Here is a 21,599-nt window from a genome sequence, read left to right on the forward strand (position 1 = left end):
ATTTTACTCCGCTGGGCGTGGACCGGTAGCTAATCCTGAATTTTCAACTGTAAGTACCGGACGAACGACTATATCTTTATGTACACGCATTTGACAAGATAATCGTAAATGATCTTCAATCCCTTTTTCTGTCATCGCATTTTTTTCATTCGCACTCGCTTCACAGAAATCACCCGCTATAATTTCTACTCTACAAGTTGTGCAACGTGCATTTCCACCACAACGATGAAGAATGTTTACACCGTTATCTTCAATTGCTAATACTAACTTTGTTCCTTCTTTCACATCAAAAGTGCCAGCACCTTCAATTGTTAATTTTGGCAAATTTGTTCCTCCTCACGTAAAATTGTACATAACATATTTATGACCGCGAATTATTGAACATAAACATTATTTTTTTTTAAGTCCCGTAACTTTTTTGTTTCATCAATCGTTTATTAAGTAAGCGCTGAAAAGGAGTGGTTATTTTGTGCACAAAAGTAACGCAATTGTTTAAGAAACATATCGATATGAATCATTCAAATATAAATTTTTTGATTGAAAATTATGCAGAGTTAAAAAGGTATTGTACGTTTTTAACGAAAAACAGATGGGATGGGGAAGATCTCGCCCAAGAAACAGTTTGTAAAGTTCTTCAAAAATATAGTAATAAAGATATTTGCATGACACTTGTATATAAAATAGCTAGAAATCGTTGGTTAGACCAGATAAAGTCAAAATCAGTTCATGAAAAAATAAGGGAACAAATTACTTTCGAAGAACCACATGAAAAAATTGCAGATTTGCATGAAATGGTAGGGAAAGTATTATCTTCATTAAATGTACAACAATCCACAATTTTATTATTAAAGGATGTTTTTCAATATAGTATCGCTGATATCGCTAAAGTATGTTCTGTATCGGAAGGAGCAGTGAAAGCTTCTTTATTTCGGAGTAGAAATAGGCTGAAAACTGTAAGTGAAGAAGGGCTTGAAATCATTGAATTCACAGAAGATATTGATATTATTGTAACGTCTATTCGTGAAGAAAGACCGGAATTGTTAACTAAGCTTCTTCCAACAATAGATTTTACGAAGTTACCAACTAAACAACCTGTCTTATTATTCAGTGCGAAAAACCCTTCTTCCTACAGTTGTATGCTTTGTGCGGCATAACAATTATTGGAGGGATTTAAAATGAATGCAATTCCATATGTAGTAGAGCAAACGAAATTAGGAGAACGTTCCTATGATATATATTCAAGGTTATTAAAAGACCGAATTATTATTATCGGTTCAGAAATTAACGATCAAGTAGCGAGTAGTGTTGTAGCTCAATTATTATTTCTAGAAGCGGAAGATGCAGAGAAAGATATATATTTATACATTAATAGCCCAGGCGGATCAACGACAGCAGGTTTTGCAATATTAGATACAATGAACTTAATTAAACCAGACGTGCAAACACTTTGTATGGGATTTGCAGCATCATTTGGTGCGTTGTTACTCTTATCAGGTGCAAAAGGAAAACGATTTGCATTGCCTAACAGTGAAATTATGATTCATCAACCGCTTGGTGGTGCGCAAGGGCAGGCAACTGAAATCGAAATAACAGCAAAAAGAATTTTAAAGCTAAAGCATGATATTAATAAAATGATTGCAGAAAAAACAGGGCAACCGATTGAAAGGGTAGCACATGATACAGAAAGAGATTATTTTATGACTGCAGAAGAAGCGAAGGAATATGGGATTGTAGATGATGTTGTTACGAAAAAATAAGATAAAACAGGCTAGAGAATATGCGAATTCTCTAGCCTGTTTTATTAATCTTTTATCCATTCATCAACTAACGATTGATTCTTTTCAATCCATTTTCGTGCTGCTTCTTCTGGATCTTTCGTTTTATTTAACATGACCATTAACGTACCAAGTTGCTCATCGTTCATTTTCCATTTATCAAAGTATTTCACAATATCCGGATGATCTTTTTCGAAACCTTTACGAACGGAGTAATAAATGTCATCTTTTTCACCATATACTTTCTTAGGGTCTTTTAAATATTTTAAATCAAATTCTGAAAAACCCCAATGAGGATTCCAAAGCGTAACAGCGATTGGTTTCTTTTTCGTATATGCCTTTTTTAATTCACTCATCATCGCAGCTTCTGAAGATTGGACAAGTTTTAGTTTAATATCATATTCCTTCATCGCCTTATTTGTTAAATTCATTAGGCTGCTGCCAGGTTCGATTCCGACAATTTTGTTATCTAGTTCATCTTTATGTGCATTTAAATCCTCGATACTGTTTATGTTTTTCAAATAAGAAGGAACGACAAGGCCAAGCCCTGTACCTTCATACCATTTTGATTTTAAGACAATGTCATTTTTATATCGATCATTTAATGGTTTATCCGTAACAGGCAGCCATACTTCTAAATTTGCATCAACATCACCACGAGCGACACCAGTCCAAATTGCCGCTTTTTCTAAATACATGAGTTCAACTTTGTAGCCTTTTTGTTCTAATAACACTTTCCACATGTTTGCAGTTGCAATATTTTCTTTCCAACTTGTTACACCAAGTTTAATTTTTCCTTTCGAATTTGCATTTGTTGCATTACATGAGGTGAAAATCATAGTAATAAATAATGCAAGGCATATAAGCCATATTTTCTTTCTCATTGAAAACCTCCTAAGAAACGTTTGCCTTTTTAAATAAATGTATAAGTAAGCATTCTTATTATGAACGGAAACGAGAATTTTAAAGAAATCTTATGAATGTCATTTTTATGTAATATTTCTTTGTAAAATCGCAACACTATGTAAATAGATGGGTAGAAAAGGAGTAGTGACATGGATAATACAAAGGTGCGTGTTGAAAACGTAACAAAAGTATTTGGGAAACACCCGCAAAGAGCCCTTTCCTTATTAAAAGAAGGAAAAAGCAAATCCGAAATTTTAAAAGAGACCGGAATGAATGTTGGTGTGAAAAAGGCAACGTTTGAAGTATTCTCTGGAGAAATATTCGTTATTATGGGGTTGTCGGGTAGCGGGAAATCAACGTTAGTACGCATGCTAAATCAATTAATTAAGCCAACCGCAGGTCATATTTACATAGATGGTGAAGACATCGCAACTATGGGGAAAGAGGAATTACGAAGAGTAAGAAGAACGAAAATGAGTATGGTGTTTCAGAAGTTTGCTCTATTTCCGCATCGTACTGTTTTACAAAATGTTGCATACGGATTAGAAATACAAGGAGTTCCAGTAGAGGAACGAGAGAAAAAAGCGTTAGAGTCACTTAAGTTAGTGGGACTCGATCATCATAAAGACAATTATCCAAGTCAACTTAGTGGTGGGATGCAACAGCGAGTTGGTATTGCGAGAGCGCTTACGAATGATCCGGATGTTTTACTTATGGATGAATCATTTAGTGCATTAGATCCGCTTATTCGAAAAGAAATGCAAGATGAATTGTTAGAGCTACAAGATAAAATGGAGAAAACAATAATATTTATTACTCATGATTTAGATGAAGCACTTCGAATTGGAGATCGTATTGCATTAATGAAAGATGGAGAAATTGTTCAAATTGGAACGCCTGAAGAAATTATGATGAGCCCTGCTAATGAATTTGTAGAGAAATTTGTTGCGGATGTGAATTTAGGAAAAGTAATTACGGCGGAGTCTATATTAAAACGACCGGAGACTTTATTAATTGACCGTGGACCTCGTGTGGCACTGCAAATTATGAGAAATGCGGGCGTTTCTACAGTATATGTTGTAAACAAAAAGTATGAGTTTTTAGGTATATTAACCGCAGATGATGCAAGTAAAGCAGTACAAAAACAGTGGCCGATTGCTGATTTATTACTTAACGATATTCCGCACGTTTATTTAGATACTTTACTTGAAGAGACGTATGCAAAAATGGCAGAGATGAAATATCCGTTACCCGTTATTGATGAGAAGAAAAGGTTAAGAGGAATTATTAAACGTGAAAGTGTCATTCAAGCTCTTGCAGGTAACATTGAGGAAGAGGTGAAAGACGATGAATAGTATACCGCGTATTCCATTAGGGGAATGGGTCGACTCGTTTGTTGCAAGTTTATATGAGAACTTTGAAGGCTTGTTCCGAGGATTCTCTTATATTATCGGCGGATTCGTTGATTTACTCACTAATTTTTTAACAATAATACCAGCTATATTGATGATTATTATACTATGTTTCCTCATTTGGTACACAACGAGAAAATTATCTTTAGTTATTTTTACACTCATCGGATTGTTATTTATTTTAAATATTAACTATTGGGCACAAACGATGCAAACATTAGCGCTCGTACTTACATCTGTTATTATTTCGATTATTGTCGGAATTCCAATCGGTATTTTAGCATCTCAAAATGAGCGTTTCTCAAAGTTTTTAAAACCAACATTAGATTTTATGCAAACAATGCCCGCATTCGTATATCTCATACCAGCGATTACATTTTTCGGAGTAGGTGTAGTACCTGGCATAATTGCATCAGTAATCTTTGCGATGCCACCAACAATCAGATTTACAGACTTAGGAATTAGACAAGTTCCGGAAGATTTAATTGAGGCAGCGAATGCATTTGGATCCACAGCATCACAAAAACTATTTAAAGTACAATTACCACTCGCAACTGGGACGATCATGGCCGGAGTGAATCAAAGTATTATGCTTTCGTTATCGATGGTTGTAACAGCGTCACTTGTAGGAGCACCAGGACTAGGAGTAGATGTGTACCGTTCTGTAACACAAGTTAATATCGGAATGGGATTTGAAGCGGGACTAGCCATTGTTGTCATCGCGATTATATTAGACCGCATTACACAAGGATTTCACCAAAAAAGAAAATAACAAAAAAACACACTTTATTATACAAAGTGTGTTTTTTGTTCGAAAAGATTACATACGAACAATAACAGAACCGCCAGCTGGTGCACAAACTTGATTTTTTTCTTGTTCCATTGATTTTATTAATTGATTATTTTCTTCGATTAATGAGATTAATTTCGCTAATTGGTTTTCAAGACTTGCGATGCGCTGCATCATATATTGAGAATCGTGATGCAGCGTATTTCTTACGGGATGGGGGGAGTAAGCATATTGTTGATTTATATTTGGATTCCAATGAGGATACATTTGAATCGTTCCTCCTTCAATGAATAACTGATCTTTCTTATAGTAAATGCCTATGTAGATGTAATGGTGACTTGAAAATTCTTTCATATAAAGAGGATTAAATAGGGGGAATGGAAAAGTAATAAAGTACATTTTTTGGAAATTTCCAAGTGGGATAGAAAATATATTAGGAAATAGCAACATTCATGTAAATATTATATTGGGAGAAATGATGTGAGGAGATGCTATTTTGGCTAATAATAAAAAAAGAAATAATGCAATGACAATTGGTGTCGCTATAGGCGTTGTAATCGGCGTAGTACCTGGCTTATTTACTGATAATGTAGTAATTGGAATTGCGATTGGGATTGTAATTGGAATGGGGATTGCGGTTTTGAAGAAGGAATGAGGTGCAAATTTTTAAAATGAAATAATGTAAAAATTCCTAATTTAAAAGATTGAATTTTCGGAATGAAAAACCTGTTTTTCCTTTTTTTATGATATTATATATAAAAAGGATGGTAATGGATATGTCAATAAACAATCCAGCAGAACAAAACTGCTTCATTTGTGAAAAACATAAAGGAAACATTATAGTTCCAGGTGGCGCTATTTATGAAGACGATCTTATATACGTTGGACATGTCCATTGGGATACAGAAGAAACATATCTCGGTTACGTAATGATTGATATAAAAAGACATGTACCTGGTCTTGCTGAATTAAATGAAGATGAGGCGAAAGCATTTGGACTTATAACAAGTAGAATAAGTAAAGCGCTAACAGAAAACGAAGGTGCAGAACATATTTACACGTTTGTTTCGGGTAATGGTGTACCGCATTTACATATGCATATTATTCCCCGTTATCCGGATACACCAAGAGAATTTTGGTCGCCGACTGAAGTAGCAAATTGAACTGGTGCACCATATGGAGGTTCTGAAGAAATTAAAAAACTATGTGAAAGAATACGAAAGTATATGGTAAATGAGTATGCATACAACAAATAATAACCAATATTCATGGGTTGGAAATACGGAAATGTGTTTAGGGGAAATCTCAGTTAAGCAATATGATGACATTGTACTTGGTAAATACGGTGGGAATATAAGTGCCGGAGCAAAAAAGAATGAAGACGGTGCGTTAGTTTGGTCAAATGATGATTGGGAATTTGCAGCTATTTTAGACGGGCATAATAGCGCAGAAAGTGTTGATTTAGTTATACATACAATCGAAAAAGAATATGAAAATATAAAAATAATGATGAATGAACGAATTGAAACAGTTTTTCAATCAGTTGCAAATCATATACTTACAATTTTTCAATCCTCCTCATTTAAAGAAAAGTGCAAAAGAGTTAAAGGTGAAACAGCTTTTTTACTATGTGTAAGAAAAGAAAACTACATATGGTGGCTATCTATTGGAGACTGTCTCGTTTATGTATTTCATGATGAATTACATAAATTAGGGCAATACGCACTAAATCAACGTCATTTTTACGAATGGATTGGCAATGTAAATACATTTGAATTACCTGTACCTTGCTATTCATCAGGAATTCGTGAATTACGTACTGGCAACAATCGAATTGTAATGGTGACAGATGGGGTATTAGAATGTGGGGAACGTCGTTATGAAACGCCATTAAATCTGTATAACGATATGAATGAAAATAAGATAGAGCTTAAAGAAAATGTTCACAATGTTTTAGAACACGTGCATCATCAATTGGGGCGAGATAGTGCAACAATTATTAGTTGGGATGTTGAAAATAAAAAGAATGCTACGTATCCGAGTGATCAGCCGGAGAAAATGAAAGTAAGAAAATAAAAGGAGGGGGGTCCGTCAATTACAAAAATGGCTCTATTAATTTTATAGGTACTATCCATATTCGCTTATGAAAGAATAGCAAGAAAAAAGTTAAACATCCTGAAACAAAAAGGATGAGAAATAGATTGTTGTTGTACAATACATAAAACATGTCTTGATAAAACTACTACTTAAGCATAAAGAAAATGAAAACATTATCGAAACATTATCAAAACATGGGAAAATTATATAGTCTACTTTATTAAAAATATAATTAATTTAATAGGAGGGAATGCAATGGGCAACTCTACTATTTGGATTATAGTTATTAGTATGATAATTGGAGGATATTTTTTAGAAAAGTTTTTAAGAAGAAAATTAAATATGCCAAAGGGCAATGTTTGGATATATAAGCATGTAAATAGTTTACATGTAAAATTAGAAATAGGTCTTTTTATCGTATATCTTATATTAAGTTTTATTTATCTGTTCAAAGCAGAAAATGCTAATATAGGAATTGTTGTACTTATTTATTTTGGAGCAATTTCCTTATTACGCGTATGGATGGAATGGAAGTATAACAGAGAGACAAAGGAATATATTCTTTCTATAATTGGATTCTTTGCATTTGTTTTTATGGTTTCAATGTTGTTTTATTTTGATCCTCTTTCTACATATTGATATCGTTTGGGTTTTTAATGATGAATATTTAATAAGAGTAGCTACCATTATTTATCTTGATAGTTACTCTTTTTATTTACATCTTCCTAAAACTCCTCAAAACAAGAAATTCCCACAATCTCCAAGGAAGAATCTTCTTCGCAAAAATCATAAATTTTACACCTTTTCCAATTGGATATCGTAAATTAGTACGCTTTGCTTCAGCAATTTCAAGGATTTTATTAGCAACATCTATCGGATTACCAAATGTATCACTACCGCTATTAATATGTTTTTGTATTTTATCCATATATTCTTGGTAAGGAGATGTTGTATCAGATTGGTTTTCAGCTAGTTGTTTACCAACCTCCCATATGTTTGTGTTATAAGAACCTGGTTCAAGTAAAGCAACATCAATTCCGAAAGGTTTTACTTCTAAGCGAAGGGATTCACTCCAGCCTTCTAATGCATATTTTGAAGATACATAAGGAGATAAACCAGGGAATCCAACTTGGCCGCTAATGCTGCTTATATTAATGATTTTTCCACTTTTTTGTTCTCTCATATATGGTAAAACAAGCTGAGTGATTGATATAGCGCCAAAAAGATTCGTTTCAAATTGTTTACGATATTCCTCTACTAGAATTTCTTCTACAAATCCTCCATTTGCATATCCTGCATTGTTTATAAGGAGGTCTACTCTATTAATTTCTTTTAAAAACACTTGGAAGTTATGTATAGAGTTTTGATTTGTTACATCTAATTGTTGAATTTTGATGTTTTGTTGTAAGTTTAGTTTAGTAGCTTGAGATAGTAAGTTTACTTGTTTTTCAAGGTTTCGCATTGTAGCAATGACAATATAGTCTTTTTTTGCTAGTTCAAGTGTCGTTAATAGTCCGAATCCACTTGATGCTCCTGTAATAACCGCGATTTTTTTATTCATTGGTCGCTCGCTTTCTTTTTCTTTTATCATAACGAGTTATAGGAATAAAATCTATTAATGATACATGTTGTTTTAATAAGATTATATGATAAAGTGCTTTAGTTTTTTCATTTATATATGTATTGGAATGATTTAAAAAGGGAATTGTGTAGACTCAGCGTATATAGAGAAGTAAGTATTATATAAGCCAATGAAATGAGGGAAGAAAAATGGTCCATGTGAAAGACGTATTAGCAGATCAGTTGTTAGCAAATGCGAATGATCCTAGTTGGTATATGCCATTTTCAGATGCAGTGAAGGATTTATCAGAGAGAGAAGCTTTCTGGAAACCGAATGAAGAGAGTAATAGTATAGCAGAAATTGTACAACATTTACTGTATTGGAACTCAACGTGGCAAACTAGGTATAAAGAATCAAATGTTAATGCGGTACCCGCTATTGGTGACAATAACAAAAGCTTTATGCTATCAGATAATCAAACATTCGAAGAGTTAAGGGGAAAATTATTAGAGAAATTGTTACAATGGCAAAATCTCATTAATGAAGACAAGGTTGAAAGTGATGTAGTTGGATTTCCTGTATCCGCGAAGTGGTGGGAAGTGCTAGGTAATGTAACTACTCATAATGCGTATCATATTGGTCAAATTATTTACATCCGGAAACTACAAAAAAGTTTTGATAGTGAATAAGGGAATGATTCTCTAGTAAGGTGAACAAAAGTGGACAAAACGAGACAGCTGTCTCGCTTTGTCCACTTTTTTATTTTTAAAAAGAAGAGAAAGTCTAATAAATCAAGGTTAGAATTTGGCACGCTTCTTGCAACATAAAGGATGAAAAAGAAAATAGGAGGGCTGGACATGTTAAAAACAACTGAAAGTAAAGGGAATGAAATTACGAAAGAACAAGCTCGCTGGATGTATGAAAAAATGTTAGAGATTCGTAAATTTGAAGATAAGGTACATGAATTGTTCGCGCAAGGTGTTTTACCAGGTTTCGTTCATTTATATGCTGGAGAAGAAGCGGTAGCAGTTGGTGTATGTGCCCACTTAACGGATAGTGACAGTATTACAAGTACACATAGAGGTCACGGACATTGTATTGCAAAAGGTTGTGATTTAAATGGTATGATGGCTGAACTTTTCGGGAAAGCGACAGGATTATGTAAAGGTAAAGGCGGTTCCATGCATATTGCCGATTTAGATAAAGGAATGCTTGGTGCGAATGGCATTGTAGGCGGGGGGTTCCCACTTGCTTGCGGTTCAGCATTAACAGCTAAATATAAAGGAACGAAAGATGTAAGTGTTTGCTTCTTCGGTGACGGAGCAAATAATGAAGGAACATTCCATGAAGGGGTTAATTTAGCGGCGATTTGGAAGTTACCAGTTATTTTTATCGCTGAAAATAATGGTTACGGTGAAGCAACTACATTTGAATATGCTTCAAGTTGTGATTCTATTGCTGATCGTGCAAAAGCATATAACATTCCGGGAGTTCAAGTAGATGGAAAAGATTTACTAGCGGTATATAAAGCAGCGGAAGAGGCTGTTGAACGTGCACGTAATGGCGGTGGCCCAACTTTAATTGAATGTATGACATATCGTAATTACGGCCATTTCGAAGGAGAAGCACAAACATATAAAACCTCAGAAGAAAAAGAAGAACATTTAAATGAAAAAGATGCGATTGTGAATTTCCGTAAGCATTTAATTCATGAAGGTTTATTAACGGAATCTGAACTTGTTGATATGGAAAAAGCAGTAGACGAAGCAGTGCAACGATCAATTGATTTTAGTGAAAATAGTCCATATCCAGAGGATGAAGAATTATTAAAAGATGTATACGTTTCTTACAAATAAGAGGAGGGTGAAAAATAATGACTAGAACAGTAAGTATGTCAACTGCTATCAATGAAGCGATGAAAATATCAATGCACCGTGATGAAAATGTAATTTTAATAGGTGAAGACGTTGCGGGTGGTGCACAAGTTGATCATTTGCAAGATGATGAAGCGTGGGGCGGTGTTCTTGGCGTTACGAAAGGGCTTGTACAAGAATTTGGCCGAAATCGTATTTTAGATACACCAATTTCTGAAGCTGGTTATATGGGAGCTGCGATGGCAGCGGCGGCAACGGGATTACGTCCAATCGCTGAATTAATGTTTAATGATTTTATCGGTAGTTGTCTTGATCAAGTTTTAAACCAAGGTGCAAAATTCCGTTACATGTTTGGTGGAAAAGCAAAAGTACCAGTTACAATTCGAACGATGCATGGTGCTGGATTTAGCGCAGCAGCTCAGCATTCTCAAAGTTTATACGCGTTATTTACGAGCATTCCAGGTATTAAAGTTATCGTTCCGTCCACCCCGTATGATGCAAAAGGCTTATTATTAGCGGCAATTGAAGATGATGATCCAGTAATCTTCTTTGAAGATAAAACACTTTACAATATGAAAGGTGAAGTGCCAGAAGGATATTATACAATTCCTTTAGGAAAAGCAGATATTAAACGGGAAGGCTCTCATATAACGATTGTCGCAATTGGGAAGCAAGTTCATACTGCGCTTGCGGCTGCGGAGCAATTATCGAAAAAAGGACTTGGGGTAGAAGTTATTGATCCACGCTCTTTATCACCGCTTGACGAAGATACAATTTTAGCATCTGTTGAAAAAACAAATCGTCTTATCGTTATTGATGAAGCAAACCCAAGATGTAGTATCGCAACAGACATTGCAGCAATTGTAGCGGATAAAGGGTTCGATTTATTAGATGCACCTATTAAACGAATTACAGCACCACATACACCAGTTCCGTTCTCACCACCACTTGAAAAACTATATTTACCAACGCCAGAGAAAGTAATTGAAACTGTATCAGAAATGATTGGGGACCGTTCTTTATTGAATGTGTAATGAAACGATGAGAAGGGAGAGAGAAATATGGCTGTAGAAGTTGTAATGCCGAAATTAGGAATGGCGATGAAAGAAGGTATTATTACGAGTTGGAATATTAAAGCTGGTGATAATGTAGCAAAAGGTGAATTAATTGCTAGTATTAATTCTGAAAAAATCGAAACAGAAATAGAAGCACCCGCTGATGGAACGGTACTGGATATAGCTGTAAGTGAAGATGAAGGAGTTCCACCTGGTACTGTAATATGTTACATCGGAAAACCAAATGAACAGGTATCGGTAAATGAAACCGTAAATGCTACAGAAGAATCAATACCGAAAGTAGAACCTCAAAATGTACAACATCCTGAACCGTACGCGGAAGAAAGATCAAAGAAACAAAGAATAAAAATATCTCCTGTAGCAAAGAAAATGGCAACAGTTGAAAATATTGGAATTTCCACATTAATAGGAACAGGTCCTGGTGGGAGAATTACAAAGGCAGATGTATTAAAAGTACTTGAAGAAAAAGTTGCTACCCCAGAAACGTTTGTAAAAGAAGAAAGTAAAGTAATTCCTGTTACCGGTATGCGGAAAGAGATCGCAAATCGGATGCAAGCAAGCCTCCAAAATAGCGCACAATTGACATTAACGATGAAAGTAGATGTTACGGATTTAGTTGCTTTACATAAAGAAATAGCGGAAGTTGTACAAAAACGGTACGATAACAAACTAACCATTACTGATTTGGTTTCTCGTGCTGTTGTATTAGCGCTTCAGGAGCATAAGGAAATGAACAGCGCTTATATAGATGATGCAATCCATCAATTTGAACATGTTCATTTAGGTATGGCAGTAGCGTTAGAAAACGGCTTAGTCGTTCCGGCTATTCGCTTTGCAAATAATCTATCTTTAGTAGAGTTATCTAAAGAGATTAAAAATGTGGCACAAAAGGCACGAGCAGGTAGTTTAAATAGTGATAATATGCAAGGAACGACATTTACAATTAGTAATTTAGGAAGCTTTGGTATCGAATATTTTACGCCAGTATTAAATACACCTGAAACTGGTATTTTAGGTGTAGGTGCAATTGAACATGTTCCAGTATATAAAGGAAAGAAAATAAAAAAAGGTAGTATGTTACCTTTAAGTTTAACATTTGATCATCGTGTACTAGACGGTGTACCAGCAGCTGCATTTTTACGCACAATTAAACAATACTTAGAAGAACCGGTAACAATTCTTTTATAAAGAGAAGGTGGGAGAATGAATAAATTAGTAGTTATTGGAGGCGGACCCGCTGGATATGTGGCGGCAATTACCGCAGCTCAAACTGGGAAAGATGTTACTCTTATTGATGAAGCTGATCTTGGTGGAACTTGTTTAAATGTCGGGTGCATGCCTACGAAATCTTTGTTAGAAAGTGCTGAAGTATACAATATTGTTAATCATGCGCAACGTTTTGGTGTATTAGTAGATAAGCAAAGTATATCAATTGATTGGAATCAAATACAGACGAAAAAATCACAAATTGTTGTGCAGCTCGTACAAGGAATAAAATATTTAATGAAGAAAAATAAAATTAAAGTTATAAAGGGGAAAGGGAAATTTGAAACGGATCATCGTCTGCGAGTTATGCAGGGGAATAAGGAAGCGATAGTGGTTGGAGAACAATTCATTATTGCGGCAGGTTCAGAACCTACTGAATTACCTTTTGCTCCATTCGACGGGAAATGGATTTTAAATAGTAGTCATGCGATGTCTCTTGAAAACATACCAGCTTCATTACTTATTGTTGGCGGTGGCGTAATAGGTTGCGAATTTGCCAGTATATATAGTCGTCTTGGAACGAAAGTAATGATTGTTGAAATGGCACCGCAATTACTACCTGGTGAGGATGAAGATATCGCAAGCATTTTAAGAGAGAAACTAGAAAATGATGGTGTAGAAATTTTCACAGGAGCAGCTTTAAAAGGATTAAACAATTATAAGAAACAGGCTTCGTTTGAATACGAAGGAAGTATGCACGAAGTAACTCCAGAATTTGTTCTCGTTTCTGTTGGTAGAAAACCTCGTGTACAAGATTTAGGATTAGAAAAAGCAGGAGTTCAATTTTCAAATAAAGGGATTACTGTAAATGAGCATATGCAAACGAACGTATCACATATTTACGCAGCCGGTGATATTATTGGAGGAATACAGCTTGCTCACGTAGCCTTTCATGAAGGAACGACAGCGGCATTACATGCGAGCGGAGAAGATGTGAAAGTAAACTATCGTGCTGTGCCTCGTTGTATATACACAGCTCCAGAAATAGCTAGCGTCGGTTTAAGTGAAAAAGGTGCAAGAGAACAATATGATGATATTATTATCGGAGAATTTCCTTTTACAGCGAATGGAAAAGCTCTTATTTTAGGAGAACAAATGGGGAAAGTAAAAGTCATTGTGGAACCTAAATATCAAGAAATTGTAGGGATTTCTATTATCGGTCCTCGTGCAACTGAACTAATTGGTCAAGGCACCGTAATGATTCATACAGAAGTTACCGCTGATATTATGAGAGGTTATATTGCAGCACATCCAACTTTATCTGAGGCAATTCATGAAGCTTTATTGCAGGCGATAGGACATGCTGTACATGCTTAAATGAAAATATAATAAACCACTATTCTCTAAATGAATGAGAGAATAGTGGTTTGAATTTTTACTATTTAATTTCAATAGCTGAAGTTATATCGTTCCAATCAGGAGCTAAATTAGCAGTTTTACCATACCAATCAGCGTGTTTAAATAAAACACCTTTTCCATATCCTTGTGTAGAAGTATGCTCCCAAAGTGTCGTTGAATAACTTGCAGAAGGTGACGCTGTACTTACAGAAGAAATTCTGTCGTTCCAGCTAGATGGTAAGTTTTTAAAGCCGCTGCTCCAGTAAATATATTGGCCACCTTTATCTTTATGTTCATAAAAATCAGTACTACCAGCACCACTACCTAAAGGGTTAATTTTATTTTTAAGTGCTTTTTTATCTTTTTCAATATAAGCATCCAATGTTTCTCTACTAGTAAAACCATAAGCTAACCAATCTCCATTTTCATTTTGCTCTGGTAATACCATAGTAATTTGGATGTCTTTCTTATCCTGATCACTTAATTTTGCAAATGAAGTAACATTCTGTTCATCCACTTTTAAATAATCAAATGACTTAATTGTGTTACCTTTTTCTTCAGCACTTGCTACGCCTAGTCCGCCAGTTAATGCAAAACCCGCTACTAATGTTCCTGCTACTAATTTCTTCAACATATAACCATCCCTTTTTGTTTAGATTTTTGTACAGGTGAATCTTGTACAACTAAAATGTATTCTAATTTCTTATTTTTGTAAATATTCTGAAGTTTTAGAAAAAATAGGCGGAATATTTACATTTTTACATTTTTTCTTTAGAAAAAATGGTTATTGGAATGATATAATAAGCGGATACATTGCTTTTCTTGGATGATAAAATGTTTTAGGAGAGATGTAATTGAAATATTTCACAAAAGATTGGTATAAAGAAATGCAAATTTCAGGATTTGTGCATTTCATAGAGTCAATAGAAGAATGGAAAGACATAGATCCCGATTATATACAAAGTTTGAAAGACGAAGTAGAAGAAAGGAAAGAAGATTTATTACACTATCTTCCTGAAACACTACATCCATACATTCATAACAACATGTTTGATTCAGTATATCTACCTAATGAATTAAAGAAACTTTTGTTAGAGTGGACAGCAGATTATGAGGCAAGAATGGCACAATTAGATCAATCATACTTAAAACATTTTAATTCCATTAAGAAAAAACTTCCGTCTCATGTCGCTCAGCTACATGAGATGTCACTACATGATAGTGTGATTAAAGTAGTAAAGAGAAAATCAGAAGATACTTTGTCTATCGTATTAGATTGCAGTGGTACTTTTAGTGAATTTGATAAACTTGAAGTAACTTTTATAGGAGTAACCAAGTGTTCTATGCCAGAAAACTTTGAAAGTGCTTGGTGGCTATATCATGAAATAGCTCTTACTGAAGATGGTTTTGAACTAGGTGTTTTATTTGACTGTCCATTTAGAGAAGTGACGATTTGGGCAGCAGATGTATTCCTTGAGAAAAAATGATTAAGTTACATGTATATTAACTAATAATAAAGAGAGTTCTTTTAGATGGTATTTACAAGTTCAACAATAAAAAAACAGTCAATAAAGACTGTTTTTTTATTTTGATGCTAGATTCCCAAGCTTCCAATATGTATTTGTTAATGGAGCAACTTTACTATCAATATACAAATACATGTTATTTAAGTCTTTAGGAGAAGTTTTCATTTCAAATACAACGTCAGTAGTTAAAGAAAATTTGTGTGGAACATTTTTATAGTGCTCGTCATCTATCGGATGAGCTTCACCTTCATATTTCTGACTAGTTTTTTCATCTTGTATGAAATATTTTATTTTCGAAAGATCAATAGTTTGTCCATCGTCTCGAACATTATTAATCATAACACGAGTAGTAAGGCGCCACTCTTTGTCTATTTTTTCAAATTTTGCATTTTCAACTGTTGCTCTATAGTATTCGTTTTTAACTATTTCTCCATAGTGCATTGCATTCTTTTCGAGAGCGCTCTTTTCTTGTTTTGGTGTAGTATTGCTATTACATCCTGTTAATATTCCCGTAAATAATAATGCTGTACATGTCGTTTTGATTAATGATTTCATAGTAATTCCTTTCTGTATTAAAAAGTAAAACATAGGAAAAATTTTACATGAATAAGGAAATAAATAGAAGTCTTTTAGTAGAATATGCAAATGTGCATTTATTTTATGTAAAGTTAACAAAATAGAAAAAGAGAGAAAACCTGCATAAAGACGGAAGAAAAAGGATTGAAAATATTGTGAAACGGAAGAAACGTGCATATAATTAACATAAAGTTCAAATTTCTGAATATTCAATAACGGTGGTGATAACATGTTTACTGAAGAACGTCGGGAGAAAATTTTAGAACTACTTAGTACAGATGGAAGAGTAATCGTAAAAGATCTTGCGGAAAGATTTGATATGTCTATTGATTCTATAAGAAGAGATTTGTCTATTATGGAAAAGGATGGTTTATTAAAAAGAACGCACGGAGGTGCAATTGAACTTACGCGAGTGAGAAACTTAGCTGCGGAACCAGCTAAACGTTATAGTGATAGCTCAATATATGAGGACACAATTGCAAGAGTTGCGGTATCTTATATAAAAGAAGGTGATTCAATTTTTATTGGTGGGGCTTCCGTTCATAATGCGATGCTGAAATATTTACCGGAAGTATCATTTACGGTTATTACGAATTCTATAGAAATAGCTGGTTATCTACGAGAATATAAGAATATTGATACGTATTTAATTGGCGGAAAAGTAAAACCTTCAGGGAATATTACTGATACACTTGCCTCTGAATTGATAAGTAGATTTTCTATTGATCTTTATTTCTCTACAGGTGGAGGCATTTCATTACAAGGTATTAGTACTGCAACACCTGAAGTTGCTTATTTTAGTAAAAGAGTAAGTGAAATTGCTAGAAGAAATATTTGTTTAGTTCCGCATAATAAACTTGGAATAGATTGTTTTATAAGAGGAGAGTCTCTAAAAGAAATTGACATTATTATAACTGACGAAGAGGCTAGTAAAGAAACTGTTCAGGACTTTGAGAAACAAGGTAAACAAGTTGTAATAGCGCCATTATATTCATTTGAAAGGAGTTTGACATGATTGTAAAAGAGCAAGAGTTTCATATAAATGGATTAACTTATACAATTCGTTCTGCAGCTGAGAAAGATGCTGAGCAGTTATCGAAAATTAGAGTTCAGATTGATGGAGAAACTGAAAATATGGATAGAGATGCTGGAGAGGGATTTATAGATAATCTAGGATTTCAAAAAATAATAAAAACAGATAGTGAAGAGACGAAAAATCTCTTTTTAGTTGCAGAAGTGCACAATCGAATCGTTGGATTTTCAAGATGTGAAGGATCAAATTTTAAGAGATTATCTCATAAAGTAGAGTTTGGTGTTTGCATTTTAAAAGAGTTTTGGGGATATAGAATGGGTAAGAACCTATTACAACAATCTATTAAATGGGCTGACGAAAATGCAGTAAATAAAATATCTTTACAAGTATTAGAGACAAACGAGAAAGCTATTCATCTTTATAAAAAATTAGGTTTTGAAATAGAAGGCATTTTGAAAAATGACAAAAGACTATCGGATGGAAAGTATTATAATACGGTAGTGATGGGAAGGTTTACTGATACTTTTCATAAAAGAGGTGAAGAAGTATGTTTTACAGAAGGAAGTACTATGTAGTGAAAAATGAATTCATAGAAGTATTTAATGATCATTTCAATAACACGAACTTACCTAATCAGTTAAAGCATGGTTCTAGGCTAATAGGACGCTGGATGAAAGATAATAAGAATGGTACGTCTGAAGTATTTGCCATATGGGAATATGATAGTTATGAACAGTATAAAGAAATAGAATCGAAAATTAGAAGTGACGAGATGCATGTTAGAAGAATACATGAATGGTATGAAAACTATGGCGGGAAAGAATATGTTTTACAAGAGTACATAGTAGAGATGAAAAATGAAGAGTTAGTATGTACTGTAAAATAATAGGAGTTAAGACTAATGCAGGTCAGAACGAAATTATATATTAGTTTATCAGCCGCTATTTTATTTGCAATAGCCGTGATTGTTTTCTTTATAAATGGTAATCCACAAAAGTGATTTTGGTTATGTATTTTCATTGCGTCCATTATACAAAATATAGTAGTGCTACTAAAAAAGAATAAAGAAGTGCAGTAAAATATTCAAATTATTAACATATTTGTGTCGTCTTTCTAGTTGTATTGAAAACGCTTTTATTCAGTTTTATAATAAAAGTATGTTTTATAAAGTGAAACTTTAATCAGTGGAGGTGTTATTCATCCCTCGCTAATTATTAGTTAAACCAATCAGGCTTTTACGGGCAGCCGGACCCGCACCTCACTTCTTTGCTCTAGCTGAATTTTGAGGTGGGGGTCTTACTGCCCGTTAATGCGGAATAAATCTCCAAAACAATTAAAAGGGAGATGATACAATGTTAGCTTCACCGTTTTACTTACATACATGGAAAAAGTTTATTGATAAAGGAGTCCTTGATTCGAACCGTATAAACGAAAGAATTTCAGAGTCATGGCATCGATGTAAACAAGCAAATGTGAATTCTCATATGAATAAAGGTCAGAAAATTTTGTCTTCTAACATTTTTCAAGAACAAAAGAAAAAGAGTGAAATTTTCCTTGATATAGCATTACCTCAAATACAAAATATGAGAAAAACCATTGATGAACTACAAATGATGGCATTATTAATCGATCCAGATGGTTATGTTCTATCCTTAAGTGGAAATAAACAAACGTTAAAGCGAGCGAAACATATTAATTTTATTGAAGGTGTAAAATGGACGGAAGCAGCTGTGGGGACAAACGCAATAGGAACAGCATTAGAAATTGAAGAAGCTATTATGATAAGTGGTACTGAACATTACTCCGTGGCATCTCATAGCTGGAGTTGTGCGGCTGCTCCCATTCATAACGATGACGGGAAATTAATTGGTATTCTAGATTTCTCCTGTCCAATTGAATTTTCGCATCCATATATGCTCGGTATGGTAACTTCAATTGCACATGCGATAGAACGTGAATGTAGCATAAGAGTTCATCAAAATGAATTACACTTAATTCATCGTTTTTTAGATGTCATTGATAGTGATGAACAAGTAGTTATTTGTAATCATCGTGATGTTATCGTTTCTGCGAGTAAGAGCGTTCGGGAACGAGTAACTAATTGGTCAAGAATGAAACTTGAAGATTTAATGCGCTATGGATTGGAAACTAAATTAGAGATACCAGTATATAGTAATGAAAGAATGATCGGGAAATGTATGTATTTAAAGGAAAACAAACAAATGAATACATATTCTGCTTTCACATTTATAAAAGGAATTACTTTTTCAGGAGTTACCGGGACAAGCAAAGCATTTCAACACACACTAGAAGAAATTAAGCTTGTTTCACCGACTGATGCTAGTGTGTATGTATGTGGTGAGACAGGAGTAGGAAAGGAATATGTTGCGAGAGCGATTCATGAAAATAGTCCAAGAAAAGACGGGCCCTTTATAGCTGTTAACTGCGGTTCTTTGCCTAAAGAATTAATGGAAAGTGAATTGTTCGGTTATGCTGAAGGTGCGTTTACAGGTGCGCGACGTCAAGGATATAAAGGGAAATTTGAACAAGCGAATGGAGGAACATTGTTTTTAGATGAAATTGGTGAAGTACCATCAGAGATGCAAGTAGCATTATTGCGTGTTTTACAAGAACGCACAATAACTCCAATAGGAAGTTCAAAAGAGGTACCAGTAAATATTCGTATTATTACTGCCACACATAAAGATTTACTACGGTTAGCAGAAGAAGGGAAATTCCGTCAAGATTTATATTATCGTTTGCACGTTTATCCGTTATATGTTCCATCGTTACTAGAAAGAAAAGAGGATATTCCATATTTTATACAACACTTTTGCGAACGGAAGAATTGGAATGTTGTATTTCCAAAGAGTATTTGCAATCAATTTTTACAACATACATGGCCCGGAAATATTCGAGAACTAGTAAATGTATTAGAACGCATTTACATTTTGTCGCAAGGGCGGGAAATATGCGAAAAACAAGTCGCTTTTTTGTTACAAACAATGATGGGAAATCAACAACAACTTGAGTTACAAGTTGAAAATAAAACAGAACATACATTGAATTTTCGCGAAAAAATACAGCGTGATAGCATGATTGAAGCATTACAAAAGACAAACGGAAATGTTTCGTTAGCTGCAAAACTATTAGATGTACCCCGTAGTACATTTTATAAACGAATGCAAAAATTTAATCTATAAAAGTAGATTTTTGTAATCTGCTTTTTCTTTTTGAGCTCATGTTCTGTCGGAATGTGCGCTTCCCAGGGAAATAATAAAGTAGTTAGACGGGAAATTCCCTAAAGGAGGTTAGTATGTGAAGTATATTGAAATTGGTATCGGGAATAGATGGTTCGTTCGAACAGAGACCGAAAATACAGACGGTACTGAATTTGAGGAAAAAGGAATTGTGAGACCTATTTATTTTGAATCATTTTATGTCCGTGTTTGGTTTCGGAAAACGTGTTTTATTTTTGATACGAAAGAGGGCTTTAAGAAAGTAAGGAAAAGTAGAGCTGAGTATAAGTTTATTATTGGAATTGTGAGTAGGTTAAAACAATAAAATAAAACAGGTTGTATTCTTATGATTATAATAATCACATACATACTCGCAATTATTATAATAGGCTATTCCATTTATAGTTAGAATGATGATTTTAAGAAAAAATAGCACACTTTAAATATGTGAAGTGCGCTATTTATATAATCCCGTTGTATACATCTCCGTTAATGTATACACTATTTCTTCTAGTTTTACTTCTTTGTTATTTTGTACAATAGTCCAAAGAAACATTTCATTCATTGCGAACCAACCGCGTGCCACGAGCTCTTTATTTAATTCAGGATGCGCTAATCCACTTTCTTGAGAGTAAGTAATATCCTGCGAAATACTTTTTATAAAGCGTTCGCGAATCTCACCCCATTTTTGACGTATCTCTTTTGATAATCCGATTGCTTCTTCGACAACTTGCAAAATAGCTCGTTCTTCTTCTGCTAATTGTAGGAATGCTCTAACGTGATTTTGAATCAAGTCACGTGCTGCTGCTTTCGTTTGAGGGAAGAAAGAGCGCCCAGCAATATTATAAAAACGATTCATAACATCTTCCATTAACACGATAAGGAGATCATCTTTGTTTTTAAAGTATACATATGCTGTTCCATAACCAGTTTCTGCATGTTTAATAATTTGCGTGATTGTCGTTTTCTGAAATCCATTAGTAATAAAAATAGTGTAACCCGAATGTAATAGTTTCTTTTTTGTTTCTAAGGAGCGGTGTTTTCTTGTTGAAAGAGTAGTGTTTTTCAAAGAATCACCTCTTTATACTGAAATATCTGAAAATATAATTGTATTGTAAAAGAAGATAGTA

The 21,599-nt window shown here is 34.1% G+C and carries 25 protein-coding genes and 1 pseudogene; 19 read left to right on the forward strand and 7 right to left on the reverse strand.

The window, feature by feature from the left end:
• Window positions 1–3 precede the first annotated feature (3 nt).
• Complete coding sequence (locus tag JDS95_RS16240; RefSeq protein ID WP_001125384.1) at window positions 4–324, reverse strand: 2Fe-2S iron-sulfur cluster-binding protein; 321 nt, start codon at window positions 322–324, stop codon at window positions 4–6.
• A 143-nt stretch (window positions 325–467) separates the two neighbouring features.
• Between JDS95_RS16240 and JDS95_RS16245 the strand changes: the two genes are divergently transcribed.
• Together JDS95_RS16245 and clpP are read left to right on the forward strand one after the other, a co-directional pair.
• The gene (locus tag JDS95_RS16245; protein ID WP_199690675.1) at window positions 468–1,154 is read left to right on the forward strand and encodes an RNA polymerase subunit sigma-70; all 687 of its coding nucleotides are present in this window, start codon (window positions 468–470) and stop codon (window positions 1,152–1,154) included.
• A 21-nt stretch (window positions 1,155–1,175) separates the two neighbouring features.
• A complete protein-coding gene (gene clpP, locus JDS95_RS16250; protein WP_000991620.1) occupies window positions 1,176–1,757 on the forward strand; it encodes an ATP-dependent Clp endopeptidase proteolytic subunit ClpP in 582 nt (193 codons plus the stop codon).
• 44 nt (window positions 1,758–1,801) lie between these two features.
• Here clpP and JDS95_RS16255 read toward each other — a convergent pair whose 3' ends face one another.
• Window positions 1,802–2,659, reverse strand: coding sequence for a glycine betaine ABC transporter substrate-binding protein (locus tag JDS95_RS16255; RefSeq protein WP_001227651.1), 858 nt, complete (start codon window positions 2,657–2,659; stop codon window positions 1,802–1,804).
• Window positions 2,660–2,830: 171 nt separating this feature from the next.
• Here JDS95_RS16255 and JDS95_RS16260 point away from each other — a divergent pair, with 171 nt between their 5' ends.
• A complete protein-coding gene (locus JDS95_RS16260) occupies window positions 2,831–4,036 on the forward strand; it encodes a quaternary amine ABC transporter ATP-binding protein (RefSeq protein ID WP_000370604.1) in 1,206 nt (401 codons plus the stop codon).
• On the forward strand, window positions 4,029–4,865 hold the full coding sequence (locus JDS95_RS16265; RefSeq protein WP_001084772.1) for an ABC transporter permease: 837 nt from the start codon (window positions 4,029–4,031) through the stop codon (window positions 4,863–4,865). The genes JDS95_RS16260 and JDS95_RS16265 overlap by 8 nt, the downstream gene beginning before the upstream one ends.
• 48 nt (window positions 4,866–4,913) lie before the next feature.
• Here JDS95_RS16265 and JDS95_RS16270 read toward each other — a convergent pair whose 3' ends face one another.
• On the reverse strand, window positions 4,914–5,150 hold the full coding sequence (locus JDS95_RS16270; RefSeq protein ID WP_000283214.1) for a hypothetical protein: 237 nt from the start codon (window positions 5,148–5,150) through the stop codon (window positions 4,914–4,916).
• A gap of 226 nt (window positions 5,151–5,376) precedes the next feature.
• On the opposite strand from JDS95_RS16270, the gene JDS95_RS16275 reads away from it, so the two are divergent.
• From JDS95_RS16275 to JDS95_RS16290, 4 genes and pseudogenes are all read left to right on the forward strand, one after another.
• Entirely contained in the window at window positions 5,377–5,538 is a 162-nt protein-coding gene (locus JDS95_RS16275; protein WP_245150784.1) for a glycine zipper domain-containing protein, read from the forward strand.
• A gap of 115 nt (window positions 5,539–5,653) precedes the next feature.
• Window positions 5,654–6,139: pseudogene (locus tag JDS95_RS16280) on the forward strand (HIT family protein).
• A complete protein-coding gene (locus JDS95_RS16285) occupies window positions 6,117–6,959 on the forward strand; it encodes a PP2C family serine/threonine-protein phosphatase (protein ID WP_002093707.1) in 843 nt (280 codons plus the stop codon). Before JDS95_RS16280 ends, JDS95_RS16285 begins: the two are co-directional and overlap by 23 nt.
• A gap of 276 nt (window positions 6,960–7,235) precedes the next feature.
• Window positions 7,236–7,619 carry a DUF4181 domain-containing protein gene (locus tag JDS95_RS16290; RefSeq protein ID WP_000528453.1) on the forward strand — a complete coding sequence of 128 codons (384 nt, stop codon included), beginning with the start codon at window positions 7,236–7,238 and terminating at the stop codon, window positions 7,617–7,619.
• A 76-nt stretch (window positions 7,620–7,695) separates the two neighbouring features.
• Here the strand turns inward: JDS95_RS16290 and JDS95_RS16295 are convergent, their stop codons facing one another.
• The gene (locus JDS95_RS16295) at window positions 7,696–8,541 is read right to left on the reverse strand and encodes an oxidoreductase (protein WP_206773877.1); all 846 of its coding nucleotides are present in this window, start codon (window positions 8,539–8,541) and stop codon (window positions 7,696–7,698) included.
• Window positions 8,542–8,750: 209 nt separating this feature from the next.
• Here JDS95_RS16295 and JDS95_RS16300 point away from each other — a divergent pair, with 209 nt between their 5' ends.
• The 5 genes from JDS95_RS16300 to lpdA all read left to right on the forward strand — a co-directional run bounded on the left by JDS95_RS16300 (window position 8,751) and on the right by lpdA (window position 14,074).
• Entirely contained in the window at window positions 8,751–9,230 is a 480-nt protein-coding gene (locus JDS95_RS16300) for a DinB family protein (protein WP_000233796.1), read from the forward strand.
• A 168-nt stretch (window positions 9,231–9,398) separates the two neighbouring features.
• Window positions 9,399–10,397 carry an acetoin:2,6-dichlorophenolindophenol oxidoreductase subunit alpha gene (gene acoA / locus JDS95_RS16305; RefSeq protein ID WP_000921287.1) on the forward strand — a complete coding sequence of 333 codons (999 nt, stop codon included), beginning with the start codon at window positions 9,399–9,401 and terminating at the stop codon, window positions 10,395–10,397.
• A gap of 17 nt (window positions 10,398–10,414) precedes the next feature.
• Window positions 10,415–11,449, forward strand: a complete 1,035-nt coding sequence (gene acoB, locus JDS95_RS16310; protein ID WP_000198879.1) for an acetoin:2,6-dichlorophenolindophenol oxidoreductase subunit beta — start codon at window positions 10,415–10,417, stop codon at window positions 11,447–11,449.
• Window positions 11,450–11,476: 27 nt separating this feature from the next.
• Window positions 11,477–12,679 (forward strand): dihydrolipoamide acetyltransferase family protein, encoded by a 1,203-nt coding sequence (locus tag JDS95_RS16315; RefSeq protein ID WP_144467114.1) that lies wholly within the window; start codon window positions 11,477–11,479, stop codon window positions 12,677–12,679.
• Window positions 12,680–12,694: 15 nt separating this feature from the next.
• On the forward strand, window positions 12,695–14,074 hold the full coding sequence (lpdA, locus tag JDS95_RS16320) for a dihydrolipoyl dehydrogenase (protein WP_144467115.1): 1,380 nt from the start codon (window positions 12,695–12,697) through the stop codon (window positions 14,072–14,074).
• 61 nt (window positions 14,075–14,135) lie between these two features.
• Here the strand turns inward: lpdA and JDS95_RS16325 are convergent, their stop codons facing one another.
• Entirely contained in the window at window positions 14,136–14,729 is a 594-nt protein-coding gene (locus JDS95_RS16325) for a hypothetical protein (protein ID WP_000914450.1), read from the reverse strand.
• A 220-nt stretch (window positions 14,730–14,949) separates the two neighbouring features.
• Between JDS95_RS16325 and JDS95_RS16330 the strand changes: the two genes are divergently transcribed.
• On the forward strand, window positions 14,950–15,582 hold the full coding sequence (locus JDS95_RS16330; RefSeq protein WP_000873423.1) for a DUF4085 family protein: 633 nt from the start codon (window positions 14,950–14,952) through the stop codon (window positions 15,580–15,582).
• A 96-nt stretch (window positions 15,583–15,678) separates the two neighbouring features.
• Here the strand turns inward: JDS95_RS16330 and JDS95_RS16335 are convergent, their stop codons facing one another.
• Entirely contained in the window at window positions 15,679–16,176 is a 498-nt protein-coding gene (locus JDS95_RS16335; protein WP_033661317.1) for a hypothetical protein, read from the reverse strand.
• A 250-nt stretch (window positions 16,177–16,426) separates the two neighbouring features.
• Here JDS95_RS16335 and JDS95_RS16340 point away from each other — a divergent pair, with 250 nt between their 5' ends.
• The 5 genes from JDS95_RS16340 (at window position 16,427) to JDS95_RS16360 (ending at window position 20,794) form a co-directional block, all read left to right on the forward strand.
• On the forward strand, window positions 16,427–17,212 hold the full coding sequence (locus tag JDS95_RS16340) for a DeoR/GlpR family DNA-binding transcription regulator (RefSeq protein ID WP_000493650.1): 786 nt from the start codon (window positions 16,427–16,429) through the stop codon (window positions 17,210–17,212).
• Window positions 17,209–17,805 (forward strand): GNAT family N-acetyltransferase, encoded by a 597-nt coding sequence (locus JDS95_RS16345; protein ID WP_000635678.1) that lies wholly within the window; start codon window positions 17,209–17,211, stop codon window positions 17,803–17,805. The genes JDS95_RS16340 and JDS95_RS16345 overlap by 4 nt, the downstream gene beginning before the upstream one ends.
• Window positions 17,778–18,116: an NIPSNAP family protein gene (locus JDS95_RS16350; protein WP_000499989.1), complete on the forward strand. Its 339-nt coding sequence runs from the start codon at window positions 17,778–17,780 to the stop codon at window positions 18,114–18,116. Before JDS95_RS16345 ends, JDS95_RS16350 begins: the two co-directional genes overlap by 28 nt.
• Window positions 18,117–18,582: 466 nt before the next feature.
• Window positions 18,583–20,433, forward strand: coding sequence for a sigma-54-dependent Fis family transcriptional regulator (locus JDS95_RS16355; protein ID WP_199690676.1), 1,851 nt, complete (start codon window positions 18,583–18,585; stop codon window positions 20,431–20,433).
• A 115-nt stretch (window positions 20,434–20,548) separates the two neighbouring features.
• Window positions 20,549–20,794, forward strand: a complete 246-nt coding sequence (locus JDS95_RS16360) for a DUF3977 family protein (RefSeq protein ID WP_000873854.1) — start codon at window positions 20,549–20,551, stop codon at window positions 20,792–20,794.
• Between the two features lie 132 nt (window positions 20,795–20,926).
• Here the strand turns inward: JDS95_RS16360 and JDS95_RS16365 are convergent, their stop codons facing one another.
• Window positions 20,927–21,538, reverse strand: coding sequence for a TetR/AcrR family transcriptional regulator (locus JDS95_RS16365; RefSeq protein WP_000799614.1), 612 nt, complete (start codon window positions 21,536–21,538; stop codon window positions 20,927–20,929).
• Between the last annotated feature and the right edge of the window lie 61 nt (window positions 21,539–21,599).

This window comes from Bacillus cereus group sp. N24, from assembly GCF_016483345.1.
GTDB classification, from domain to species: domain Bacteria; phylum Bacillota; class Bacilli; order Bacillales; family Bacillaceae_G; genus Bacillus_A; species Bacillus_A toyonensis.